This is a genomic window from Ruegeria sp. AF8 (genome assembly GCF_056541825.1).
This window is the reverse complement of record NZ_JBQFYW010000011.1, coordinates 96,982-118,672: the sequence shown is the minus strand read 5'-3', so window position 1 is coordinate 118,672 and position 21,691 is coordinate 96,982. Positions and strand designations below refer to the sequence as shown.

Annotated in this window: 15 protein-coding genes; 10 read left to right on the top strand and 5 right to left on the bottom strand. The window is 61.2% G+C overall.

The features are described from left to right. Positions 1–249: 249 nt before the first annotated feature. The 4 genes from ACR0AO_RS17020 to ACR0AO_RS17005 all read right to left on the bottom strand — a co-directional run bounded on the left by ACR0AO_RS17020 (position 250) and on the right by ACR0AO_RS17005 (position 6,213). Positions 250–1,767, bottom strand: coding sequence for an ABC transporter permease (locus ACR0AO_RS17020; RefSeq protein ID WP_480605937.1), 1,518 nt, complete (start codon positions 1,765–1,767; stop codon positions 250–252). 10 nt (positions 1,768–1,777) lie between these two features. Next, a complete protein-coding gene (locus tag ACR0AO_RS17015) occupies positions 1,778–2,827 on the bottom strand; it encodes a quaternary amine ABC transporter ATP-binding protein (protein ID WP_480605934.1) in 1,050 nt (349 codons plus the stop codon). A 68-nt stretch (positions 2,828–2,895) separates the two neighbouring features. Further along, positions 2,896–3,861 carry an ABC transporter substrate-binding protein gene (locus ACR0AO_RS17010; protein ID WP_480605932.1) on the bottom strand — a complete coding sequence of 322 codons (966 nt, stop codon included), beginning with the start codon at positions 3,859–3,861 and terminating at the stop codon, positions 2,896–2,898. Between the two features lie 36 nt (positions 3,862–3,897). Next, a complete protein-coding gene (locus ACR0AO_RS17005; protein WP_480605930.1) occupies positions 3,898–6,213 on the bottom strand; it encodes a DUF1989 domain-containing protein in 2,316 nt (771 codons plus the stop codon). A 112-nt stretch (positions 6,214–6,325) separates the two neighbouring features. On the opposite strand from ACR0AO_RS17005, the gene ACR0AO_RS17000 reads away from it, so the two are divergent. Then, a complete protein-coding gene (locus tag ACR0AO_RS17000; RefSeq protein WP_480605928.1) occupies positions 6,326–7,378 on the top strand; it encodes a substrate-binding domain-containing protein in 1,053 nt (350 codons plus the stop codon). A gap of 1,292 nt (positions 7,379–8,670) precedes the next feature. On the opposite strand, the gene ACR0AO_RS16995 is transcribed toward ACR0AO_RS17000, so the two are convergent. Continuing rightward, complete coding sequence (locus tag ACR0AO_RS16995; RefSeq protein ID WP_480605925.1) at positions 8,671–11,868, bottom strand: ATP-binding protein; 3,198 nt, start codon at positions 11,866–11,868, stop codon at positions 8,671–8,673. A gap of 175 nt (positions 11,869–12,043) precedes the next feature. On the opposite strand from ACR0AO_RS16995, the gene ACR0AO_RS16990 reads away from it, so the two are divergent. From ACR0AO_RS16990 to ACR0AO_RS16950, 9 genes are all read left to right on the top strand, one after another. Continuing rightward, positions 12,044–12,436 carry a DUF1348 family protein gene (locus tag ACR0AO_RS16990; protein WP_480605923.1) on the top strand — a complete coding sequence of 131 codons (393 nt, stop codon included), beginning with the start codon at positions 12,044–12,046 and terminating at the stop codon, positions 12,434–12,436. Between the two features lie 313 nt (positions 12,437–12,749). Continuing rightward, complete coding sequence (locus tag ACR0AO_RS16985) at positions 12,750–13,211, top strand: DUF2946 family protein (RefSeq protein WP_480605920.1); 462 nt, start codon at positions 12,750–12,752, stop codon at positions 13,209–13,211. Then, the gene (locus ACR0AO_RS16980) at positions 13,208–15,379 is read left to right on the top strand and encodes a 4Fe-4S binding protein (RefSeq protein ID WP_480606025.1); all 2,172 of its coding nucleotides are present in this window, start codon (positions 13,208–13,210) and stop codon (positions 15,377–15,379) included. Before ACR0AO_RS16985 ends, ACR0AO_RS16980 begins: the two co-directional genes overlap by 4 nt. A 14-nt stretch (positions 15,380–15,393) precedes the next feature. Then, positions 15,394–17,301, top strand: a complete 1,908-nt coding sequence (gene nosZ, locus ACR0AO_RS16975) for a TAT-dependent nitrous-oxide reductase (RefSeq protein ID WP_480605918.1) — start codon at positions 15,394–15,396, stop codon at positions 17,299–17,301. 3 nt (positions 17,302–17,304) lie between these two features. Continuing rightward, a complete protein-coding gene (locus ACR0AO_RS16970) occupies positions 17,305–18,561 on the top strand; it encodes a nitrous oxide reductase family maturation protein NosD (protein WP_480605915.1) in 1,257 nt (418 codons plus the stop codon). Continuing rightward, positions 18,551–19,444 carry an ABC transporter ATP-binding protein gene (locus tag ACR0AO_RS16965; RefSeq protein ID WP_480605913.1) on the top strand — a complete coding sequence of 298 codons (894 nt, stop codon included), beginning with the start codon at positions 18,551–18,553 and terminating at the stop codon, positions 19,442–19,444. The genes ACR0AO_RS16970 and ACR0AO_RS16965 overlap by 11 nt, the downstream gene beginning before the upstream one ends. Next, positions 19,441–20,262, top strand: a complete 822-nt coding sequence (locus tag ACR0AO_RS16960) for an ABC transporter permease (protein WP_170495347.1) — start codon at positions 19,441–19,443, stop codon at positions 20,260–20,262. Before ACR0AO_RS16965 ends, ACR0AO_RS16960 begins: the two co-directional genes overlap by 4 nt. Beyond that, positions 20,259–20,774, top strand: a complete 516-nt coding sequence (locus tag ACR0AO_RS16955) for a nitrous oxide reductase accessory protein NosL (protein ID WP_480605909.1) — start codon at positions 20,259–20,261, stop codon at positions 20,772–20,774. The genes ACR0AO_RS16960 and ACR0AO_RS16955 overlap by 4 nt, the downstream gene beginning before the upstream one ends. Continuing rightward, positions 20,771–21,673, top strand: a complete 903-nt coding sequence (locus ACR0AO_RS16950) for an FAD:protein FMN transferase (RefSeq protein WP_480605906.1) — start codon at positions 20,771–20,773, stop codon at positions 21,671–21,673. Before ACR0AO_RS16955 ends, ACR0AO_RS16950 begins: the two co-directional genes overlap by 4 nt. Positions 21,674–21,691 lie beyond the last annotated feature (18 nt).

The following is a 21,691-nucleotide window of genomic DNA, read 5'->3' as shown; positions in this document are numbered from 1 at the left end:
ATTTCGTAAACGGCAACTCGCCATTGATCCTCCCCCACTGAGGTGGTCCGCCGTTATGTTTAGGAAAACGGAGGATTGCCTTCGCTGCGGCCTAACGTTTTTTTAGCGTCAGAATGGCTGGCTTGCTCGTGAATATCTTGCGGATCGGTCCTTCAGACAGAAAGAGTTTCTGCAAAAAAATCAGCGTGTCGTCAGGAGGCCGAACAACGACGCCGCGCCAAGATAAGCTTGGATGCGGCGTCATTCGCTTCACCTTTTGCCGGCCACGATCCGGTCGAGGATCAGGGCGCAGAACAGGATTGCCAGCCCCGCCAGGATGCCTTGGCCGGCGGCGGCATATTGCAGCGCTTCCAGCACGTCCTCGCCCAGCCCCTTGGCGCCGATCAGCGAGGCCACAACCACCATTGCCAGCGACAGGAGAATGGTCTGGTTGACGCCGGCCATGATCGTCTTGCGCGCCAGCGGCAGGTCCACCCGCCACAAGAGGTAGCGCGGGGTGGCGCCGAAGGCGAGCGCGGCTTCGCGCACGGTTTCGGGTACCTGCTGCAGGCCCAGCACGGTGAAGCGGATCACCGGCGGACTGCCGAAGATCATGGTCGCCACCACGCCTGCAGGCTTGCCGGAGCCGATGAAGGCGACCACCGGGATCAGGTAGACGAAGGAGGGCATCGACTGCATGAAGTCCAAGACCGGGCGTACAACCGCAAAGACCTTGGGCCGCCGGGCGCAGTAGATGCCGAGCGGAATGCCCAGCGTGATCGAGATCAGCGCCGCAGCACCCAGGAGGGCAATGGTGGTCATCGCCTTTTCCCAGAAGTCCAAGAGCCCGAGATAGGCCAGCGCGGCGCCGGTGAAGATAGCCACCCTTGCGCCTGCGGACAGATAGGCCAGCATCACGATGACCAGCGCCACCACCGGCCAAGGGGTATCGACCAGCACCACCTCGATCCAGTCCAGAAGTGTGCGCATCCCCGCGGTTAGCCCGTCAAAGAAGCCGCGGCCTGAGGTCTTGGTCCAGTCGAACGCGGCCTGCACCCCGTCGCCCACGTTGAGCCGCCAGTCGCGGTTGGTCGGAAAGGCGTTCAGCAACGAGAAGGCATCGGGCATCGCGAATTTCAGCGCCGACAGAACAATCACCGCCGCCGCCAGCACGGAAGAGACGATCAGTCGCGGCAGCGACCAGCCGCTGGCCACCCGGCGGTCTGAGCGCCACCGGGCAAACTGCCCCTCCAGCGTCCAGTTCGCCAGCGAGGCCGCCAGGAATTTGACGGCCAGAAGCAGCGCCGCGCCAGCGACCAGATACATGGTGCCGCTGGCATTTGCCGCTACCGCGGCCTGTTGCGCGCCTTCCAGTGCGGCTTCCAGCGACTCTGCTGCTCGTTTCAGGGATTCCAGCGAGGACGCGCCCGAGGCCTCCGCTGCAGCAATCTGCTGGTGCCGCAGGTCCAGCGTTTGGGCGATCTGCTCGGCGCGCAGTCGGGAGTCCCGGCCGAGGTCACCGAACAGCCCCATTGCGATCTGGATATAGGCCAGCGTTTCCAGCAGCAGAAAGCCCAGGAACCAGGCCCACAGACCCCGCGCACCGAACCAGACCGGTCCCAGCAGCGCGGCGGCGCGGTTCAGGGTGAAGCGGTATCCGGGCGCTTCCATCATGTAGCTGAAAACGCGCTGGTAATAGGCCTGCGACTGGCCGGTGAATTCCGCCACTAGCGCATTCAGCCGCCCGGCGGTTTCCGGTTTGATCTGTGATTGGTCGAAGTGCTGCATCTTCACCTCCTTACGCCTGGCTGTCCTGAATGGCGCGGATCAGGCCCGCGCGGTTGATTACGCCGACCGTGGCGCCGCCGTCGGCAACCTTGACGATGCCGTGGCCGTCCACCGCCAGCTCCATCAGGTCGCTCAGGTCCATGTCGGGTCGCGCCTCCCTTGCGTCGGCGGGCAGGGCGCCATGGGTGGCTTCGAACTCTGCCACCGGTTTCATCACCGAGTGGGCAAAGATCATGTTCAGCTTGGAGATGCCGGCCACGAAGTCCGCCACATAGCTATCCGCCGGATTGAGGATGATTTCCTCCGGCGTGCCGATCTGCACGATGCGGCCGTCCTTCATGATGGCGATGCGGTGGCCAATGCGGATCGCCTCATCCAGATCATGGGTGATAAACATGGTGGTCTTGCCCAGCTTGCGGGAAAGCTCCATGAACTGGTCCTGCAGCTGCTTGCGGATCAGCGGGTCCAGCGCCGAAAACGGCTCATCCATCAACAGGATTTCGGGGTCGGAGGCGATGGCGCGGGCCAGGCCGACGCGCTGCTGCATGCCGCCTGACAGCTCATGGGCGTATTTGTCCTCCCAGCCGGAAAGCTCCACCAGCTCCAGCACCCGGTCGGCCTCTTCCCAGCGGCGGGCCTTGCCGGTGCCCCGGATCTCCAGCGGCATCGCGACATTGTCGCGCACCGTGCGGTGCGGCATCAGGCCGAAATTCTGGAACACCATCGCAACCCGGCGGTTGCGCAGGTCGCGCAGGCCTTCAGCATTCAGCCCCATCACATCGTCGCCATTGATGTAGATATGACCGTCAGTCGGTTCCAAGAGCCGGTTCACATGGCGCACCAGCGTTGATTTGCCGGAGCCCGACAGCCCCATCACACAGAACAGCTCGCCGCGTTCGATCTGGAAACTGGCATCGGCGACGCCGACCACGCAGTTGAACCGTTCCAGCACCTGCGGCTTGGTCAGCCCTTCGGCATGAATGGCCTTTAACGCTTCTTGTGCTCGGTTGCCGAACACTTTCCAGACGCCACGCGCGTCGATTGCGATATCCGCTGTCATACTGGCCCCGCTGATATTGGTTTGGTGGTATTGGACCCCGGCTGCCTTCCGCCGGGGTCATGTTCGGCTCAGTTGATGTTCAGGCCCAGCCAACCATCTACGATATCGCCGTTGGCAGCGATCCATTCGGTAACCACCTCATCGATCTCGCGGCCTTTCACGACCACCTCATAGGTGAGCCCGCTGAGCTGGTCCGCATCCATGTCGATCTTGGCCAGGAACGAGGCCGCCGCCGGGTTGCGCTGCTCCAGAGATTTGGAATGGGCCACGGTCACGGTCTTGACCGGCTCGCCGGTGTCGACGCGCGAGTTGTTGTACCAGTCGGCATCCTGATCCGGCTGCACCATCTTGTAGGTGTTTGCGTCATGCTCCGGCTCTTCCAGGATGGTCACGTCATAGAGCGCGTGCACATAGTGCGGCGCGTAGCAATAGAAGGCAGCGCCCTTTTCCTGGTCGATCTGATCCTTGAGGCGGGAATAGAACACGGTTTCGTCTTCGGTTGTCGGGGTCAGGAAGGTTTCGATGCCGTAGTCGCGCACCCGCACCTTGAAGGTGTTGGTCGAGGCCCAGCCGGAAGCACCGACCCAGACCTCTCCCATGCCGTCGCCATCGCTGTCAAACAGCACCTGCGCCTCGGGAGTTGCCAGGTCGAAGATCGATTTGATGCCGTGCTTTTCCACCATGTAGTTCGGCACGCAGATGCCCGCGCGGCCTTCGTAGCTGCCGGAAGACAGTGCCACGGTGCCTTTCTGGTCGACGTATTCATCGGTGAAGGATGCCTGGTTCGGCAGCCAGACATCCGGGTGCACGTCGATGTCGCCGCGGCCGCCGTCCATTGAGGCGAAGATCACCGCGTTGGCGCCGGGGGCATAGCCGGCCTCGCTGCCGAGGCGGGTTTCGATCACCTGGCCGATGATCCGGCTCATGATCTTGGCGCCGGGCCAGCTGGGCTCGCCCACCATGACTTTCTCCTGTGCCGTGGCACCGGCTGCGCCCAAGGCGGCAACGGCAGTGGCGAACATAATTTTTTTCATCGTTTTTCTCTCCTGTTGGTGTGTGGTTTGAGCGCCTCAGGCGCGCGCCCGCTTGCGCTGCGGGTCAATGAAGGGAATGTCCGTGACCGTGGCGCCGAGGCGCTTCATCCGTCCGTCGAGCTGGCCGATTTCCAGCTGTGTGCCGTTTTCTGCGTGTTCGACGCCCAGCCGGGCGATGGCGATGGCGTGTTCCAGCGTGGGCGAGCGGGCGGCGGAGGTGACGGTGCCGACCTGCCGTTCGCCGGCATAGACCGGGCTGCCGTGCAGCGGCACGTCATTGCAGCCCAGAAGCAGGCCCTTGAGCACTCGGCGCGGCTCGCGCGCGTTGCGCTCCAGAGCTGCCTTGCCGGTGAAGGCGGGCTTGGTCAGGTCGACGGCAAAGCCGAGCCCGGCCTCGAAGGCATCCACGCCCGGTGCGAATTCCGCGTTGGCGGCGGCCAACCCGGCCTCGATCCGGATGATTTCCAGCGCGGCGGACCCCATCGGAGTGATCCCGAATTCCTCACCCGCGGCCATCACTGCGTCCCAGATCTCCAGCGCGTGCGCTTTGGAACAGAAAATCTCGTAGCCCAGCTCGCCGGTATAGCCGGAGCGCGACAGCATGAAGGGCGCGCCCTCACGGTCGTTCAGCCGCGCCACGGTGACGCCGAACCATTTCAGCTGGTCCAGCTGCGGCACATGCGGCTGGGTAAAGGCGATCTTGCGCAGGAGGTCGCGCGACCTGGGGCCTTGGATAGCCAGATTGGGCATTGCGCCGCGCATGTCGTGGATGCGCACCTGCAGCCCCGTTTGCTGCGCCAGCGTCTCCAGCAACCGGCCGCTTTCCTCGGAGCCGCAGCACCAGCGGAACAGGTCGGGGGCGAGCCGGAACAGGGTGCCGTCGTCGATCACTGTGCCGGCTTCGTCGCACATCAGCGTGTACGAGCCGCGCCAGACCGGCAGCTTGGCCACATTGCGGGTGGTGGCCTGCTGCAGCAGCGTCTCGGCGTCCGGGCCGGCGATGTCGTATTTGCGAAGCCCGCTCATGTCCTGCACAGTCACCGTGTTGCGGCAGGCCCAGTATTCACCGGTGGTGCCATGCGACGGGAAACTCACTGGAGCCCAGAGATCGCGCGCGGGGGCGAAATGCTGAGTCAGCGGCTCTAGCCGTTCGTGAAAGGCGGAGTTCTGGCTGATCGACATCGGGGCGTCTTCCTTTTCGCGGTAGGCAACAGCGCGTCGCAGGGGTGTTTCGGGGCGATAGATGCGGACGTGCACGTCGGTCGGGTTCCAGCCGTTGATCGGGTCGATGTCGTCCGGGCAGGCGGTGGAGACGCAGACCAGATCCTCCAGCGCCCGCATCGACACGTAATCGCCGGGGCGGGAGTGGGATTCCTCGGTCAGGATGTGGTGCGAATGCGGATCGATCCAGGTGTTCCAGAAGAAATTGATGGCAGGCCAGGCCGCCCGCCGAGCCACACCGTAGGGCGCCAGCGCATGGGACATGTTGTCGGAGCAGTTCACATGGCCCGGAAAGCCGCGCTCCTCATAGCCGCGCGCGGTGCAGGCAAGGCCAAAGGTGTCATGCCGCCCGCAGGTGTCCTGGACCACGTTCAGCAAGGGGCGCATGTCGCGGTCAAAGAATTTGTCTAGCAATCCCGGCCCGGGATAGGCACGCCGAACCATCGACCGGGTGGCGGTGCTGTCGATCATCAGCTCCTCGCCCCGGTCCAGCCCATCGGCGCGGAAAGCGGTGAAGTCTGAGCACTGCTGCCCCTCGACATCGATGATCTGGATAATCTCGCCCTTCATAACCTCATAGGCAAACCCGGTGCCGCGGCCGACTGTGAATTCATCGCGGGTATCCCCCAGCATAGGCGGCAGTAGCGGTGCGCGGCTTTCAGCAGGCTGCCACGTGATCTCCATCCCGCCGGAAACAGTGCCGTGCACCAGGTCGTGCGGCAATGCGGTGCGAAAGATCCAGACCGTGACCCTGGCGGCGGCTTTCAGGATCAGCGGCTCATTCGCTGCAGTCAGGGTGCAGGCCGGAATTTTGGCGGCGCTGTTGCCGCCATGGGCATCGATCCAGCCCAGAAGCGCGGCGAGATCGCAGTCCGCCGGGTGCAGCGTGCCGTCTGCCATCAGCCCCAGCGCATTCAGCGCCGGGCCGCCCGCCGCATTCAAGGCTGCGACCTGGCATTCCGACCCGGTCAGCGACAGCAGGTCCCCCGGTCGCATCTCCTGCATTAGGCCTTCGCGCGGAGCAAGGTTGTGCGTCACGCCTTCGCTGGGCTTGGGAAAGCCTGGAAAGGACCGGGCGGGGGTTCTGAACCCCATGTTGTCGAAGTCGCGAAGGACTGCGTAGCGGGTCATTATTTTGCCGAATCTGGTTATGTAACTGGTTACATGATTGATGAAACTAGTTACATGTGTCAAGAATTTCATTTAATACGAACCGGAACTGGCAAAAAGGGAGGCAGGCGGAATGCAAGGGAGCACCAACCGGAAACGTGCCAATCTGCGAGATGTTGCGGCTGCGGCCGGCGTCTCAGTCGCCACGGTCTCCCGCGTCATGAACGCACCGGAAACCGTGGCCGAGGCGACCCGGAAGAAGGTCGAAGAGGCGATGAACAGCCTGCACTGGGTGCCGAGCGCCGCCGCCCGCGCGATCAATAGCGGGCGCACGCGGTTTGTCGGGGCCCTGGTGCCAACGCTGGACAACGCCATCTTTGCCCGGGTTCTGGCCAGCATGGAAAGCCGGCTGGCTACGCACCGGCTGTCGCTGGTGGTGGCCACAACCGACAATGACCCGGATCAGGAGGCGGAGAAGGCCAAGGGGCTGGTTGATATCGGCGCAGAGGGGCTGATCGTCTCTGGCATCACCCACGCGCCACAGTTCTACAGCCTGATCGAGCGCGGCCAACTGCCGGTGGTTTCCACGTCGTTCTATGATCCGGGCTACCGTCTTCCCACCATCGGATATGATAATGCGGCAGCGGCCCGTACCGCCCTCACCCATCTGACGGATCTGGGCCATCGCCAGATCGCGGTGGTGCATGGACCAAGTGCCAACAACGACCGGACGCGGGCGCGTATTTCCGGGCTCGAGGGCCACAGCCCAAAGCCCGATCTGAGTTTCTATGAAGTTCAGTTGTCCATTGCCGGCGGCTGCAAGGCGGGCCTTGCGATCCTGCAGGCGGCGGTGAAGCCAAGCGCCGTTCTGTGCCTGTCGGATGTGTTGGCCTCTGGCGTGCTGTTCGAGTTTCAGCGCCAGGGTGTGTCCGTGCCGCAGGAGAAATCGGTGATGGGTCTCGACGACCTGGCTGGGTCAGCCCATTTGTTTCCTGAACTGACCACCGTTCACCTGCCGGTTTCGCGGATGGGTACGATGGCGGCGGATGCGATTGCTTCCTGGGTCGAAACCCAGAAAGTGCCTGAGCCAAGCCTGTTAAATTCGGATCTCGTTGTCAGGGCATCGACAGCCAGTTCCGGGGCAATTGGGGACAGCGTGTTGCCAGAAGAGCGAGGACGGATTTAGGCAAATAGGCCATTCTATGATCCACCTGACACCTTCGTTCACAGCGGGAACCTGGGTAATCTACTCAATCGACGTCCGGCTATTGTTCACATTGAGACGCCGCTGAGCTTCTAGCGAAGATCTTTCAGGCTGGTGTCTCTCAACACAAGAAAGGTGGGCAAACCTGCCCCCTACTTTCCGTGCCGTCGCGCCAACCGAAGCTTCCCGCAGGGAGATATTCAAGGAATCGCCTCTGCGATGATGCTGTTCGTGCATTCTGCAGCATCCGTCACTTTGGGCTCCAATCAGACCTTTGCTACATTTTGATCGAATGCTTGTTTTGTTCGGAACCGGCGCCACATCGCATCAAGACTTCCACTTTCGAAGGTAGGGTTACTGGAAACAGCTCTTGTGGCGATACCTCCACTGCAAAAGACTTGCGAAAACTTGTGCCTATCTCATGCAGCGGGTAGGGCGAATCAAACTACCAAAACCCAAAACTTCACACGCGGTTCGGGCGCTGACCTTTGAGGATATTTTCAGCGATGGACTGCCAATCGTTGCAGACTTCAATCCCACGAGCGCGGTTGTAGTGTTTCTGGGCCATGTCGAGGGCGCTGTGGCCAAGGATATCCCGAATGATGTTTGCGTGTTCCGGGTCGGCCTCCGCGATGGTCGTAGCCGCAACGTGTCGAAACGCATGCGGGCGCAATTCGACACCACCAGTCGCTTCGGCAATGAAAATTCGCGTGTTTTCTTGTCCTTCATGTCAGATGCGCCAAAGCGAATGTCAAACCCGCCTGACACGTTGATCACAAGTTGGCCCAACCGCATCGCCGGAAAAGCGCGCCGACGCACCGGGCGCGAGATCAGGAAAGCAATCATGAGTGCCTGTCTGTAGTGCACCGCTTGTGCCATGGGCATGAGTTGGACGCGATCCTCAACCTCGATCATGCGTGTGATAGCTCCGCCAGAAAAGCTCTTACGCGTCGCCCGAGTTCGATGGTATCGCATTCGTGTTTCACACGATACGAAGGATCAAAATGAGGACGATGAGTCCATGGACTGTCATCCCCATTCTGAATTAGCTGATCCCGGAAGCAGGTTTTCTTAACGTCTATAAATGTTAATTGTGTCTATTTTTTCTTCCAAAGAGCATGGTGATTTCGCCAAACTCTAAATCCTGCTCCCGCAGCCAAAAAAAACAAAACAGCTACAACACGCTAACGCCCAAGAGGCACTCCCTGCGTTCGAGATCCCAAGTGCCGGTGCTGCGCCGCCAATGACCAGCCGGGTATTCGCAGATGCCGTACCTATCCTGAAAGGCCCGATATTTCCCTGGATTTGCGTGCGCGGGCTTCAAGAACCGGCGCTTTCCGTTCCCGGGCGATCGAGACAGCCCGTTCAAAAGCGCGTTTCGCCCCTTCACCATCGCCCCGGGCCACGCGGATTTCGCCCTTGACCCTGTGCAGTTCCGCTTCCGCCCACCGTTCACCGGTTGCTTCCTGCTCGCAAAACGCGCGTTCGATCGCCTGTTGCGCGGCATTCGGGTCACCGGCCCTCAGCAAGGCTTTGGCCTGTTCAAGCAGGTAGAGCGTGACCCACAACCAGCACCCTTTCGCACGGTATTCCTCCAGCGCATTATCCAGCCTGGCATGGGCGCCTGCCTCGTCGGTCATGCAGGCCAATACCGCGTCGTGGATGACAACGAAATCCTGCCACAATGTCATGTCGTGATCCCCGGAGACCGCGCGCATTTCATCGTTGATCCTGCGCACCCGGGCGATGTCGCCAGCCCAGATGGACAGGGTGACATCGTGAAGACCGGCATAGCAGAGCGTGTTCGCATGCTTCAACTCGCGCGCCCGGGCCATCGCCTTGTCGGCGGTCTCCCTTGCTCCGGCCTCGTCGCCTGTCATCCATTGCGCCAGCAGGATATAGCACCAGATCTGAACACCGGGATCCTGCGCGAACTTGGTTGAGAAATCCACGATGTCAGCGGTCTGATACGCCGCATATGCGGTTCTCAGATCTTCCAGTGCTTCAGGTGCCCGGCCCATCGCGAGCAGCGTCGCCGCCCGCATTCGCCGCGAGATCAACAGTGGGATTGGATCGGCCTCGTCCGCCATCTCCGCAACAAGCCGGGTCACAAGGTCAAACGCGCGGCGCAGGTCGTTTCCGATATATGGCCCGATCCAGGTGCCGTAATAGATCGCGATCTTCAGCTCGGAATCCGAAGTGGCATCGATCCGGTCCAGCGCCTGAGAGAATGCCTTGCTGGCTTTGGCGGAGGCATAGCCTTCTTTCGCGATGTGAATCTGGGCAAGCTGCACGAGCAGCGCCAGTTCCTTTTCCTGCCACTCGGGCCTGTCCAGCAAATGCCGGACCAGCTTCAGCGCCGTTCGCAAGTGGTTGGCCGCCTCGACATAGGCAGGGCGGGCCTGCGCGTTCTTAGCAGCTTGCGCCCACAACAATACGGCCTTTTCCGTCAAACCGGCTTCGGTGGCGTGATGGGCCACAAGTTCAGGCGGCACAGTTGGATCGGCTTCGAAAAGATCCGTGAGGCGATGGTGAATTTCCGCCCTGCGGCGTTTGAGCAAACTTTCATAGGCCACGTCGCGCACCAGCGCGTGTTTGAAAACATAGGTGGCGTCCGGCGGTGTGCCCCGCCGGAACACAAGTTCGCTGCGTTCCAGCTGCTTCATCGCGTCGTCGAGTGCCCGATCATCGACCCGCGCGATTTTCGCCAGCGCGGCGCGGCTGAAGTCGCGACCGATGCAGGCCGCCATCTGGGCAATTTCCTTGATTGGTTGCAGCCGGTCAATGCGCGCCATGAGAGAATCGTGCAAGGTCGAGGGGATGCTCACACGGCTGAGCGGGCCTGCCAGCTCAAAGCCGTTTTCGGTTTCGATCAATTCACCGGATTCGACGATCGTCTTCGTCAGCTCTTCGATGAATAGCGGAATACCGTCGGTCCGGTTGATGATTTCCGCGACAAGCTCGTCCGGCAGGCTCTTGCCGCCGGTAATTTTTTCAAGAATGCCTTCGGTCTGGCCCGTGCCAAGCCGGTTCAGCGTCAGCTTAGAGACGATTGGATGACCGCCAAACCCGTAGGTAAAGCTGGGTCTTCCGGTAATCAGTATCATGACGCGCTCGCCCGAGATCTGATCCAGACAGGCCTCCAGCATTGCAAGCGTCGATGCATCGCTCCAATGCGCATCCTCGACCACCATCAGAACCGGCTTTTCGCGCGACAAAGCCCGCACTTCAGCGGCGGTTTCCTCCATGATCCGAAGCCTGAGTTGCTGTGGGGTCAGTTCCGGCGTGCCATCCGGCGCGGGCACGTCGATCTGCAACAGCCCGGCAATTATTCCGGGATCGGCTGCGCGCAGCTGTTTTTGCAGCTTTGCGAGTTTCTGTTCCGCCGTATCGGTTTCACGAATGTGCATTGCGTGCGAAAGCTGCCGGATGACCGGATAAAAGCTCGAATCCGTGTGGTATGGCGAGCAGTGGTAGCCGATCCGGTAATGATCCTGCGACTTTATCTCGTCCATTATGGCTCGGGAAAGTCTTGATTTTCCGATCCCGGCCTCGCCGGTCAGAACGGTTACCTGTCCCTCGCCCGACAGGGCGCGGTGCCAGCGCTCCATGATCAGCCCCAATTCGTGACTGCGTCCGATCATGGGGGGCACGGGAGCGGTTTCCTGTTCCGCGAACCAGCTTTCCAGACTGCGCTCGGATGCGATGCGCCACGCCGGCACGGGGTTTTCAAGACCCTTGATGTCGAGTTGGCCGAGCGGGGTAAGCTCGAACGCGCCTTGAATGAGTTGTTTCGTGGTGTCGGACACAACGACCTGACCCGGTTCGGCGCCCGCCTGCAAACGGGCGGCCAGGTTGGGTGTGTCGCCGACAACCGTTTCCTCCTGCGCCGTTCCCTCACCGATCAGGTCGCCAACAACGACCATGCCCGTGGCCGCCCCGGCGCGGGCGGCCAGGGGGCTTCCGTCAGGCGCCTGCATTTCGGCCACCGACCGGGTAATTTCCAACGCCGAACGCGCGGCGCGTTTGGCATCATCCTCATGGGCTTCCGGCCATCCGAAATAGCACAGCACGCCATCGCCCATATATTTGGCGATATGTCCGTTATAGCGTGTGACGATGCCGGCGACGGTATTTTGATACCGCTTGATGATGTCGCCCATATCTTCGGGGTCCAGTCCGGCCGACAGGGCCGTTGACCCTGCAAGATCGACGAACAGGGTCGTCAAATGGCGCCTTTCTGCCCCGCGCGCGCCATCGGTTGAACCAGGCACATCGTTTTGGGGCCGATCGGTTTCAAATGCGTTGATCGCAGCGCGCAACCTTTTGCGCGCGCCCAGAGACAGGCCGATTTCGCGTAGGTCGTCATCCGTCAGATCGAACAAAACATCCAGATCGATATCGTTGTCGACAAGGCTTGCCTCGAGGTTTCCGAGGTTCCGTTGCTCCAGCCATTCGCGAATTTCAGACATTGCTGAATGAAACCTTTTTTCCGACCCTACCGCCAATTGTTTTTTCGACCCAGTCAATTTCAATCCGGTCAATTCCGGATCGGGCCTTCAAATTAAGACCCATGCGAATACACGTAGACACCGGGCAAAGTTGCCAACTAGGCTGGCCCGGAACACCAATCACTCGGAGGCAAAAATGGGCATGTGCGCAGCGACATATGAAAAGATGACCGAAGCGTATACTGCGGCGTGGAACTCGGGCAACCCCGAAGCGGTTGCAGATTTTTTTGCTCCCGGCAAAGGCATCACGATCAATCGGGGCGAAAAGCAGTTTGGCCGCGAGGCGATGATCGCCATGGCGGGCGGGTTCATGTCGTCTTTCCCGGACCTGGTCCTCAAACGGGATTTCTTTCGCGTGGCCGGAGATCGCGCGATATTCGGCTGGACGCTTGAAGGCCATCACTCGGATACCGGCAATTTTGTCAGGGCCAGCGGTTGGGAGGAATGGGAACTGGCCGAAAACGGCGCGATTGCAAACTCTCTGGGCTGGTTCGATGCCCAGGATTTCGAACGTCAGGTCACCGGATAGGGGCCGCCGAATTTGACGAGGCAGGCGCATTTTTTCGTGCGTCCATTGCTGCCGGGGTCATTCAAAACTGCGCACTTGGCCGAAACTCGTGATGTTGAACGGCACACATCCGGTATTCACCAAGGCCCCGACGGCCTCTCCCCGGCACTTTTCTCCTGACAACGAGTCCAGCCCTGCTGACGCTTTCTTCGTTCAGGATGCGGCCAATGCGCATCTGCGTGTGTCTCCTCCGTTCACCTGACCTAAGTCAAGTTCCCCATGTTGAAATCGGCGTAGGACTCGGGGCGAATACCAACCCCGAGTCGGATGTTTCATGTTCACCCGTCGCCCTAACCCCTTCCGCACCGCCCGCGCGTTCCAAGCGGTGGCTGGGGTTTTGGGCATCCTCCTGTTGCTGTTGCAACTCATCGCTCCGTCGCTGGCGAGCGCGGAGCAGGGCGAATGGATGGAAATCTGCTCGGAGGCAGGGGCGGTGTGGGTGCAGGTGACTCCTGAAGAAAATGAACCCGACACCGGCCCCTGCCAAGAATGCGCGAGCTGCGCTTTGTGTGCCATAACAGCCACTGCGCCGCTGCCCCGGATGCCGGAAATCGCCCCGCTTTTCTTTGTACGAAACGAACAATTGGCGGGTCCTGACCTTTATAGTTCGGACAAGTCGCTTCGGCTTTGGCCCGCTGGCCGTGGCCCCCCTTGCGCGCCCCAAGACAGAACCGAACGCGCCCCACGCGCGTCCATGGCGTCAATCCAAGTTACCGGAGGTGCGCCGTGGTCCTGAAACGCGCAATCCATTTTTTTCTGGCATTTGTCTTTTCCTGCCTTTGCACGCTGAGCGCGCAGGCCGACAGCCTGGCCAGCTTCCTTCCCGAACTTGAACCCGCCGATCTAGCCCCCGGTGCCGATGCCTTTGGCCCGGTACGGCAGGACGTCAAGGTTGCCCCCGTCTTGAAAGGCGGCGAAACCGTGGCCTGGGCCTTTCTGACCTCAGATTTCGTTGGCACAACCGGCTATTCCGGCAAGCCGATCCATGTGGTGGCGGCCATTGACGCCGATGCGGTTTTGACCGGTGTGCAGTTGGTCAAGCACTCGGAACCCATTGTTCTTATTGGTATTCCCAATTCCCGCATGGTTGAGCTTACAGAAGGCTACGCCGGTCTGGACCTCAAGCGTGAGGTCGAGACCGGGGGCGAAGGGCATGACCTCGACATCATCTCGGGAGCGACCGTGACCATCATGGTGATCGACGACAGCCTTGTGCGCGGCGGCATCAAGGTGGCCCGTGCGCTGGGTCTGGGCGGCCTGTCGCCGTTGCAGGCCGATGGACCCAAGCGCGAAGTCGATATGGCGAAGAATGCCATCTACGACTGGTCGACCCTGTCTGGCGACGGCTCGATCCGGCAGCTGACGCTGGATGTCGGGCAGGTTAATGCCGCCTTCGAGGAAACCGGCGACCAACGCGCCATCAAACGCCCCGAACCCGGTGAGCCGGATGATACGTTCATCGATATGCATGTGGCGCTGGTCTCGGTCCCGTCGATCGGCAAGTCCCTGTTGGGCGAGGCCGAGTATCAGAACCTGACCGAATGGCTGGACGAAGGCGAACAGGCCATTCTGGTGCTGGGTCGCGGGGCTTACAGCTTCAAGGGCTCGGGCTATGTCCGCGGCGGCATTTTTGACCGCATTCAGCTGATCCAGGGCGACAATTCGGTTCGGTTCTTCGACAAGCAGCAAGAGCGTTTGGGCAAGGTCGCGGCTTCGGATGCACCGAGTTTTACCGAATTGGATATCTTCAAAATCCCGGCCGAGGCGGAGTTTAACCCAGCCGAGCCATTCCGCCTGCAACTGCTGGTGCAGCGGGCCGTGGGCGCGGTGGAAAAGACATTCCTGACCTTCGACCTGGGCTATAAACTGCCCGAGCAGTATTTGCTACCCGTTGCCGCCCCGACTGTGGTCGATGATGCCACCGGCGAAGCCGCCGCCAAGGCCGCTTTGTGGAAGCGTATCTGGAAGGACCGCACCGTTGAAATCGGCGTTCTGGGCGTCATGCTGTTGGTATTGACCGCTACCTTCTTCTTCCAGTTCCACGCCACCATGAACGCGCGGGTCTTTTACTGGTTTCGCATCGGGTACCTGACCATGACGCTGTTCTTCATTGGTTGGTACGCGAATGCACAACTGAGCGTGGTGAACCTGATGGCACTGGCCGGTAGCTTGCGCACAGGTTTCTCATGGGATGCCTTCCTGCTGGATCCGCTGGTCTTTATCCAATGGTTCGCCGTTGCTGCGGCCCTGCTGTTCTGGGGACGTGGCGCCTATTGCGGCTGGCTATGTCCGTTTGGTGCTTTGCAGGAGCTGACCAACAAGATTGCCCGCGCGCTGAAAGTGCCGCAATGGACCCTGCCCTGGGGGCTGAACGAACGTCTCTGGCCGGCAAAATACATGATTTTCCTGGGTCTCTTCGGCCTCAGCTTCGTCTCGATCCCGCTGGCCGAGAAATATGCCGAAGTCGAGCCGTTCAAGACCGCCATCATCCTGAAATTCATGCGCGACTGGCCCTTCGTGGTCTTTGCGCTGACCCTGCTCGGGATTGGACTGTTCATCGAACGGTTCTATTGCCGCTATCTCTGCCCGCTTGGCGGAGCGCTGGCAATCCCCGCCCGCATCCGCATGTTCGACTGGTTGCGCCGCTACAAGGATTGCGGTACCCCCTGTCAGACCTGCGCCAACGAATGCCCCGTTCAGGCGATCCACCCCACCGGTGAGATCAATCCGAACGAGTGCGTCACGTGCCTGCATTGTCAGGTGCTCTACCAGTCCGAGACGAAATGTCCCGTCGTTATCCGCCAGTTGAAACGGCGGGCCAAGACAGGGTCGGTCCAGACGAAGACCCCGCTCGGACAACCACCGGCGAACCATCCGAACGCCAAACCGCAAGAAGTTTCCTAAAAGGAGGAACGATCATGTCGGAACACGATAAGAAACTGAATCTCACGCGCCGCGGGATGTTGGGTGCAACAGCAACCGGCGCAGTACTTGCCGGGACCGGTCTGGGCTCGACCTTGATGACCGCGAAGCAAGCCAGCGCTGCGGCAAATGCCAACCTGGAGCCCGGCGAGCTGGACGAATATTACGGCTTCTGGTCCTCGGGTCAGACCGGCGAACTTCGTATTCTGGGCTTCCCGTCCATGCGCGAACTGATGCGGGTACCCGTGTTCAACCGCTGCTCGGCCACCGGCTGGGGTCAGACCAACGAGTCACTGAAGATCATGACCGACGGCCTGCTGCCGGAAACCAAAGAGTTTCTCGCCAAGCGCGGCATGAAAACCTATGACAATGGCGACCTTCACCACCCGCATATGTCGTTCACCGACGGCACCTATGATGGCCGTTACCTGTTCATGAACGACAAGGCCAACACGCGCGTCGCCCGCGTGCGCTGCGATGTGATGAAATGCGACAAGATAATCGAGATCCCGAACGCCAAGGCGATCCACGGTCTGCGCCCGCAGAAATTCCCGCGCACCGGCTATGTCTTTGCCAATGGCGAGGATGAAACTCCGCTGGTCAATGACGGCAGCGTGCTGGATGATCCGTCGCAATACGTGAACATCTTCACCGCGCTGGACGGCGACACAATGGAAGTGGCATGGCAGGTGATCGTGTCGGGCAACCTCGACAACACCGACTGCGACTATCAGGGTAAATATGCCTATTCGACCTCGTACAACTCGGAAATGGGTATGAACCTGGCCGAAATGACCGAGAACGAACTGGACCACGTCGTTGTCTTCAACCTTGCCGAAATCGAAGCGGGTATTGAAGCCGGTGACTATCAGGAGCTGAAAGGCGTCAAGGTTCTGGACGGACGTAAGGGTCAGAACAAGAAGTACACCCGCTACATCCCGATCCCGAACTCGCCGCACGGCATCAACACCGCGCCCGACGGCAAGCACGTCTGCATCAACGGTAAGCTGTCGCCGACCGTATCGATCATGGACGTCACCAAACTGGACGCCCTGTTCGAGAGCGATGCTGATCCGCGGTCCTGCATCGTGGGTGAGCCGCAGCTGGGTCTTGGCCCGCTTCACACTGCCTATGACGGTCAGGGCAACGCGTTCACCACGCTGTTCCTGGACAGCCAGATCGTGAAGTGGAACATCGACAAGGCTATCGAGGCTTACGGTGGTGCCGATGTGGACCCGATCATCTCGAAGGTCGACGTTCACTATCAGCCGGGTCACAACTCGACCTCCATGGGCGAAACCAAGGATGCCGACGGCAAGTGGCTGATTTCGATGAACAAGTTCTCGAAAGACCGGTTCCTGAACGTGGGTCCGCTGAAGCCCGAGAACGAGCAGCTGATCGACATCTCGTCCGACGAGATGAAAGTGGTTCACGACGGCCCGACTTTCGCCGAACCGCATGACTCGATCATCGTGCGCAGCGACATCGTCAACCCGGTCAACGTCTGGGATCGTAACGACGTCACATGGGAAGACGCCCGCAAGCAGGCCGAGGCCGATGGCATCGATCTGGAAGAAGGCGCTGAAGAACCCATCCGGGACGGCAACAAGGTGCGAGTCTATATGACATCGCAGGCCCCGACCTTCAGCCTTGAGAAGTTCACCGTCAAACAAGGTGACGAGGTGACGGTTTACATCACCAACCTGGATGACGTGGACGATGTGACCCACGGCTTCTGCCTGGGCAACTACGGTATCGCGATGGAAGTGGCACCGCTGGCAACCGCCTCGGTCACCTTCACCGCTGACCGTCCTGGTGTGCACTGGTTCTATTGCCAGTGGTTCTGCCACGCGCTGCACATGGAAATGCGCGGCCGGATGTTTGTTGAACCGCAGGGAGCATAACCCATGCGTTGGTCCCTGCTCGTACCGCTCCTGCTCGGCTCGCCCCTTTGGGCGGCGGACTGGGATGTGCCCAACCGGGCGGGGGCCATCAGTGAAATACTGGCACAGGCGGCGGATGGAGACACCCTCCGCCTGAGTCCCGGTGTCTACACCGAATCTCTGATTCTGGACCGGCCCGTCACCATTGACGGGTTGGGACAGGCCACAATCGACGGACAAGGCGCGGGCAGTGTCATCACCGTGACCGGGCCGGGCGTGACAGTGCGCGGGCTGACGGTGATCGGCTCTGGCTCTGATCACGACGGGATCGACAGCGGCATCCAACTGACCAAGACGGCCAAAGCGCCGGTGGTCGAGGACAATGTGTTGCTGGGCAACCTCTATGGCATCGACATTCACGGCGCCAAGGACAGCATCGTACGCGGCAACCGGATCGAAGGGCGGCAGGACCGGCGGATGAACGACCGCGGAAATGGCGTTTATGTCTGGAACGCGCCGGGTGCGGTGGTCGATGGCAATGACATCCAGTACGGGCGTGACGGGATCTTTGTGAACTCGTCCAAGAAAAACACCTTCACCAACAACCTGTTTCGCGATCTGCGTTTTGCCGTGCATTACATGTATGCCGACGACTCGGTCGTCAGCGACAATGTCTCGATCGGCAATGATCTGGGCTATGCGGTGATGTTCACGACCAATGTGACTGTCGCCAACAATGTCTCGATCAGCGACCGCGAACACGGCGTGATGCTGAACTACGCCAACAAGAGCGTTATCACAGGAAATGTGGTGAAAGGCGCCAAGGAAAAATGCACCTTCCTCTATAACTCGAACAAGAACGAATTCACCGACAACTGGTTCCAGGGTTGCGGCATCGGCATCCACTTTACCGCCGGCAGCGAACGCAACCGCATTGTTGGCAACTCTTTCATAGGGAACCGGACACAGGTGAAATACGTCTCGACCAAATGGGTCGAGTGGTCCGAGGAAGGCCGCGGCAATTACTGGTCCGATTTTGCCGCCTACGATGTGGATGGCGATGGCATCGCCGACGCCCCCTATCGCCCCAATGACAGTATGGACCATGTGCTGTGGACCCAACCCTCAGCCAAATTGTTGCTCGGCTCCCCTGCCGTGCAACTGGTGCGCTGGTCGCAATCGGCCTTCCCGGCGCTGCTGCCGGGGGGCGTGATAGACAGCAATCCACTGATGCAAGCCCCTGAACCCCCAGCTATGAAAAAGGTGCCTCATGACGGATAAGGCCCTGTCAATTGACCATGTATTCAAGGACCGGGGAAAGATCCGCGTTCTTGACGATATCACCCTGTCCCTTGCCCCCGGTCAGCGCGTTGCGCTGCTGGGTCATAACGGCGCGGGCAAATCGACCCTGATCAAATCCATCCTCGGCCTGACACCGATCCACGGCGGAGCCATTCGGATCGGAAACGCCACCCCCGGCAGTGCGCAGGCGCGGCGGGAAACGGCATATCTGCCCGAAGCGGTGTCCTTCCACCCGGCCCTGACTGGACGGGAACAGTTGACGCTGTTCGCGCAATTGTCCGGGGCCAAAGCCGACGTGCCCGGCCTGCTGGACCGTGTCGGCCTCAGTGATGCGTTGGATCGCCGGATCGGAGCTTATTCCAAGGGGATGCGGCAACGTCTGGGTCTGGCGCAGGTGCTGCTGGGTCAGCCGAAAGTGGCGCTGTTGGATGAACCCACAAGCGGCCTTGACCCGATCTCGCGGCAGGATCTCTATGCCATCATCGACGAACTGGCCGCGCAGGGTACCGCCGTTCTGATCGCCTCTCATGCGCTGACCGAGGTCGAGGCCCGCACCGACCGCATCGCGATCATGCGCAAGGGGCGGATGGTGGCCGATGACACACTGACCAACCTGTCGGCGCTGGCTGGTTTGCCGATCCGCCTGAAGGTGCGCGCCAGCGCCAATCCGGAGGCCCTGGCCGCGGAACTGGGCGGCAACCGGATCAACGGCGCGTCGGTGGAACTGCTCTGCACCCCCGAAGACAAGATGGAGGCCCTGCGCCGTATCGCCGGATTGGGCGACGCGGTGGCGGATGTGGAAATGACCCCACCCAAGCTGGAAGACCTCTATCGCCACTACGCTCAGGAGGATTTGCAATGACCCGCTTCCTCGCCATCACCCGGACCGAGATGCTGATCCTGCGCCGCAACCGCTGGCTGCTGGTCGCCACGCTGATCATGGTGCTGTTCGCGCTGGCCTTGACCTTTGCAGGCAGCGCACCGACCGGCACGCTGGGGGTCGATATGCTGACCGTCTCCGTTGCCTCGATGACCACACTGTCGGTTTACCTCGCGCCTCTGCTGGCGCTGATGATTTCCTTTGACGCCATCGCCGGCGACGTGGACCGGGGCAGCCTGTCGCTGCTGCTGTCCTACCCGGCGGGGCGTGGAGAAATCCTGTTGGGCAAATTCACCGCCCACCTCGCGGCGCTGGCTTTTGCCATGACCGTGGGCTTTGGCACCGCGGGTGCCGTGGCCGCGTTCTTTGGTGGTGCCGGACCCGAGAGCCTCATGGCGCTGGTCCGCCTCATCCTTACATCCATCCTGCTGGGCGCCGTGTTTCTGGCGCTGGGATACCTGCTGTCTGCTCTGGCACGGGGCGCCACGGCGGCGGCAGGTCTGTCGGCCGGGCTCTGGCTGGTCTTTGTCGTCCTCTATGATCTTGGGCTGTTGGGAGCCGTCGTCATGGACAAGGGCGGCACCTTCACCCAATCCGTCTTTCCCTGGGTGATGGTGGCCAACCCGGCCGACGCATTCCGTTTGTGGAACATCGCGGCGACCGAGGGCGTTGCAATGGCATCGGGCATGACCGGCGCCGCCCAGGCGCTGCCTGTCTGGGCCGCGCCCGCGTCGCTGCTGATTTGGCCGGTGCTGGGTTTTGCCCTGGCGCGCGCCGCATTCCGGAGGGTTGAGCCGTGAAACGTCTCGCCCTGATCGCGCTGATCGCACTTTCAGCCTGTAAGGAAGAGGTAGCGGTTGCCCCCGACCCAATCGACCTGACGCCGGATGCGCTCAGCTTTTTCTGCCAGATGAACGTCGCCGAACATGGAGGCCCCAAGGGTCAGATCCATCTGGAGGGATATCCGGCACCGCTGTTCTTCGCGCAGGTGCGCGACATGGTGGCCTATCTGAAAAGCCCCGAACGCGATGCGGACATTACCGCCATCTATGTCAGTGATATGGGGGTTGCACCCAGTTGGGATCAGCCCGGCATCGGCAACTGGATCGCTGCCGATGGTGCCACATTCGTGGTCGGGGCGAACGTGGCGGGCGGCATGGGAGCGCCGGAAATCGTACCTTTTGCCGATCCGGCTGCGGCATCCGGCTTTATCGATCAATATGGCGGCGACGCTCTGCCGCTGTCCGATATCCCCGAGGCCGATGTTCTTGGCCCCGTTGACCTGGACCTGACCCTGGAGACACCGGCATGACCTGCCTTTCGCGCCGCCGCTTTCTGACCATTTCCGCCGCCTGCGCGGCGCTGCCCACGGTTGCGCTTGCCGCACCGGTTGCCCGGTGGCGCGGAACCGCGCTCGGTGCTGGGGCCAGCCTGCGCCTTGAAGGACTGAACGAGGTGCAGGCTGCGCCCATCATCACGGCGGTTGAGGCGGAACTAGAGCGGCTTGAGCGGATCTTCAGCCTGTATCGCCCGGATTCGCAGCTCAGTCGGCTGAATGCCCGGGGGCATCTGCAAAATCCCGCGCCCGAATTGCTGGATGTCCTTGGCCTTTGTTCCTCACTGAACGAAGCGACCGACGGCGCGTTCGATCCCAGCGTGCAGCCTCTTTGGGTAGCGCTGGCGCTGGGCAAAGGGCAGGCCGATATTGACGCCGCCCGTGCAGTCATCGGCTGGAACACGGTTCACGTCACACCGCATGAGGTACGGCTGGCCCGGCCTGGACTGTCCGGGCTGACGCTCAACGGCATTGCGCAGGGCGCGATCACCGACCGCGTCGCCGATTTGCTGAAGGCGCTCGGGCTGCGCGATGTGCTTGTGGACATGGGGGAAATTGCCGCGCTGGGCGCGCATTCCGACGGTTCGGCCTGGAGTGTCGGGCTGCTGGGCGCGGACAAGACCATCCGCCAGAGGATTACCCTGCGCGACCGGGCCGTGGCGACCTCGGCCCCGAACGGAACCCTGTTGAACGCGGATCGGGGCCATATCCTCGACCCGCGCGGCGGATACCCTGTTCATCAGACGGTCTCGGTCTCGGCACCTCGTGCCGCCGTGGCGGATGGGCTTTCGACCGCACTGTGTTTGTTGCCAAAGGAACAGGCGGTTGCCGTCCTCGGCCGTTTCCCGCAAGCCAAACTGGAATTGATCATCTGAGATCCCGGTCTTATCGCC

Excerpts from the sequence above, each read along its gene's own strand:
- ACR0AO_RS17015 (WP_480605934.1), bottom strand. The coding sequence starts at position 2,827 with ATGACAGCGGATATCGCAATCGACGCGCGTGGCGTCTGGAAAGTGTTC.
- ACR0AO_RS16985 (WP_480605920.1), top strand. The coding sequence starts at position 12,750 with ATGTTCACCCGTCGCCCTAACCCCTTCCGCACCGCCCGCGCGTTCCAA.
- ACR0AO_RS17010 (WP_480605932.1), bottom strand. The coding sequence starts at position 3,861 with ATGAAAAAAATTATGTTCGCCACTGCCGTTGCCGCCTTGGGCGCAGCC.
- ACR0AO_RS16990 (WP_480605923.1), top strand. The coding sequence starts at position 12,044 with ATGGGCATGTGCGCAGCGACATATGAAAAGATGACCGAAGCGTATACT.
- ACR0AO_RS16995 (WP_480605925.1), bottom strand. The coding sequence starts at position 11,868 with ATGTCTGAAATTCGCGAATGGCTGGAGCAACGGAACCTCGGAAACCTC.
- ACR0AO_RS16960 (WP_170495347.1), top strand. The coding sequence starts at position 19,441 with ATGACCCGCTTCCTCGCCATCACCCGGACCGAGATGCTGATCCTGCGC.
- ACR0AO_RS16950 (WP_480605906.1), top strand. The coding sequence starts at position 20,771 with ATGACCTGCCTTTCGCGCCGCCGCTTTCTGACCATTTCCGCCGCCTGC.
- ACR0AO_RS17005 (WP_480605930.1), bottom strand. The coding sequence starts at position 6,213 with ATGACCCGCTACGCAGTCCTTCGCGACTTCGACAACATGGGGTTCAGA.
- ACR0AO_RS16970 (WP_480605915.1), top strand. The coding sequence starts at position 17,305 with ATGCGTTGGTCCCTGCTCGTACCGCTCCTGCTCGGCTCGCCCCTTTGG.
- ACR0AO_RS17020 (WP_480605937.1), bottom strand. The coding sequence starts at position 1,767 with ATGCAGCACTTCGACCAATCACAGATCAAACCGGAAACCGCCGGGCGG.
- nosZ (WP_480605918.1), top strand. The coding sequence starts at position 15,394 with ATGTCGGAACACGATAAGAAACTGAATCTCACGCGCCGCGGGATGTTG.
- ACR0AO_RS17000 (WP_480605928.1), top strand. The coding sequence starts at position 6,326 with ATGCAAGGGAGCACCAACCGGAAACGTGCCAATCTGCGAGATGTTGCG.
- ACR0AO_RS16965 (WP_480605913.1), top strand. The coding sequence starts at position 18,551 with ATGACGGATAAGGCCCTGTCAATTGACCATGTATTCAAGGACCGGGGA.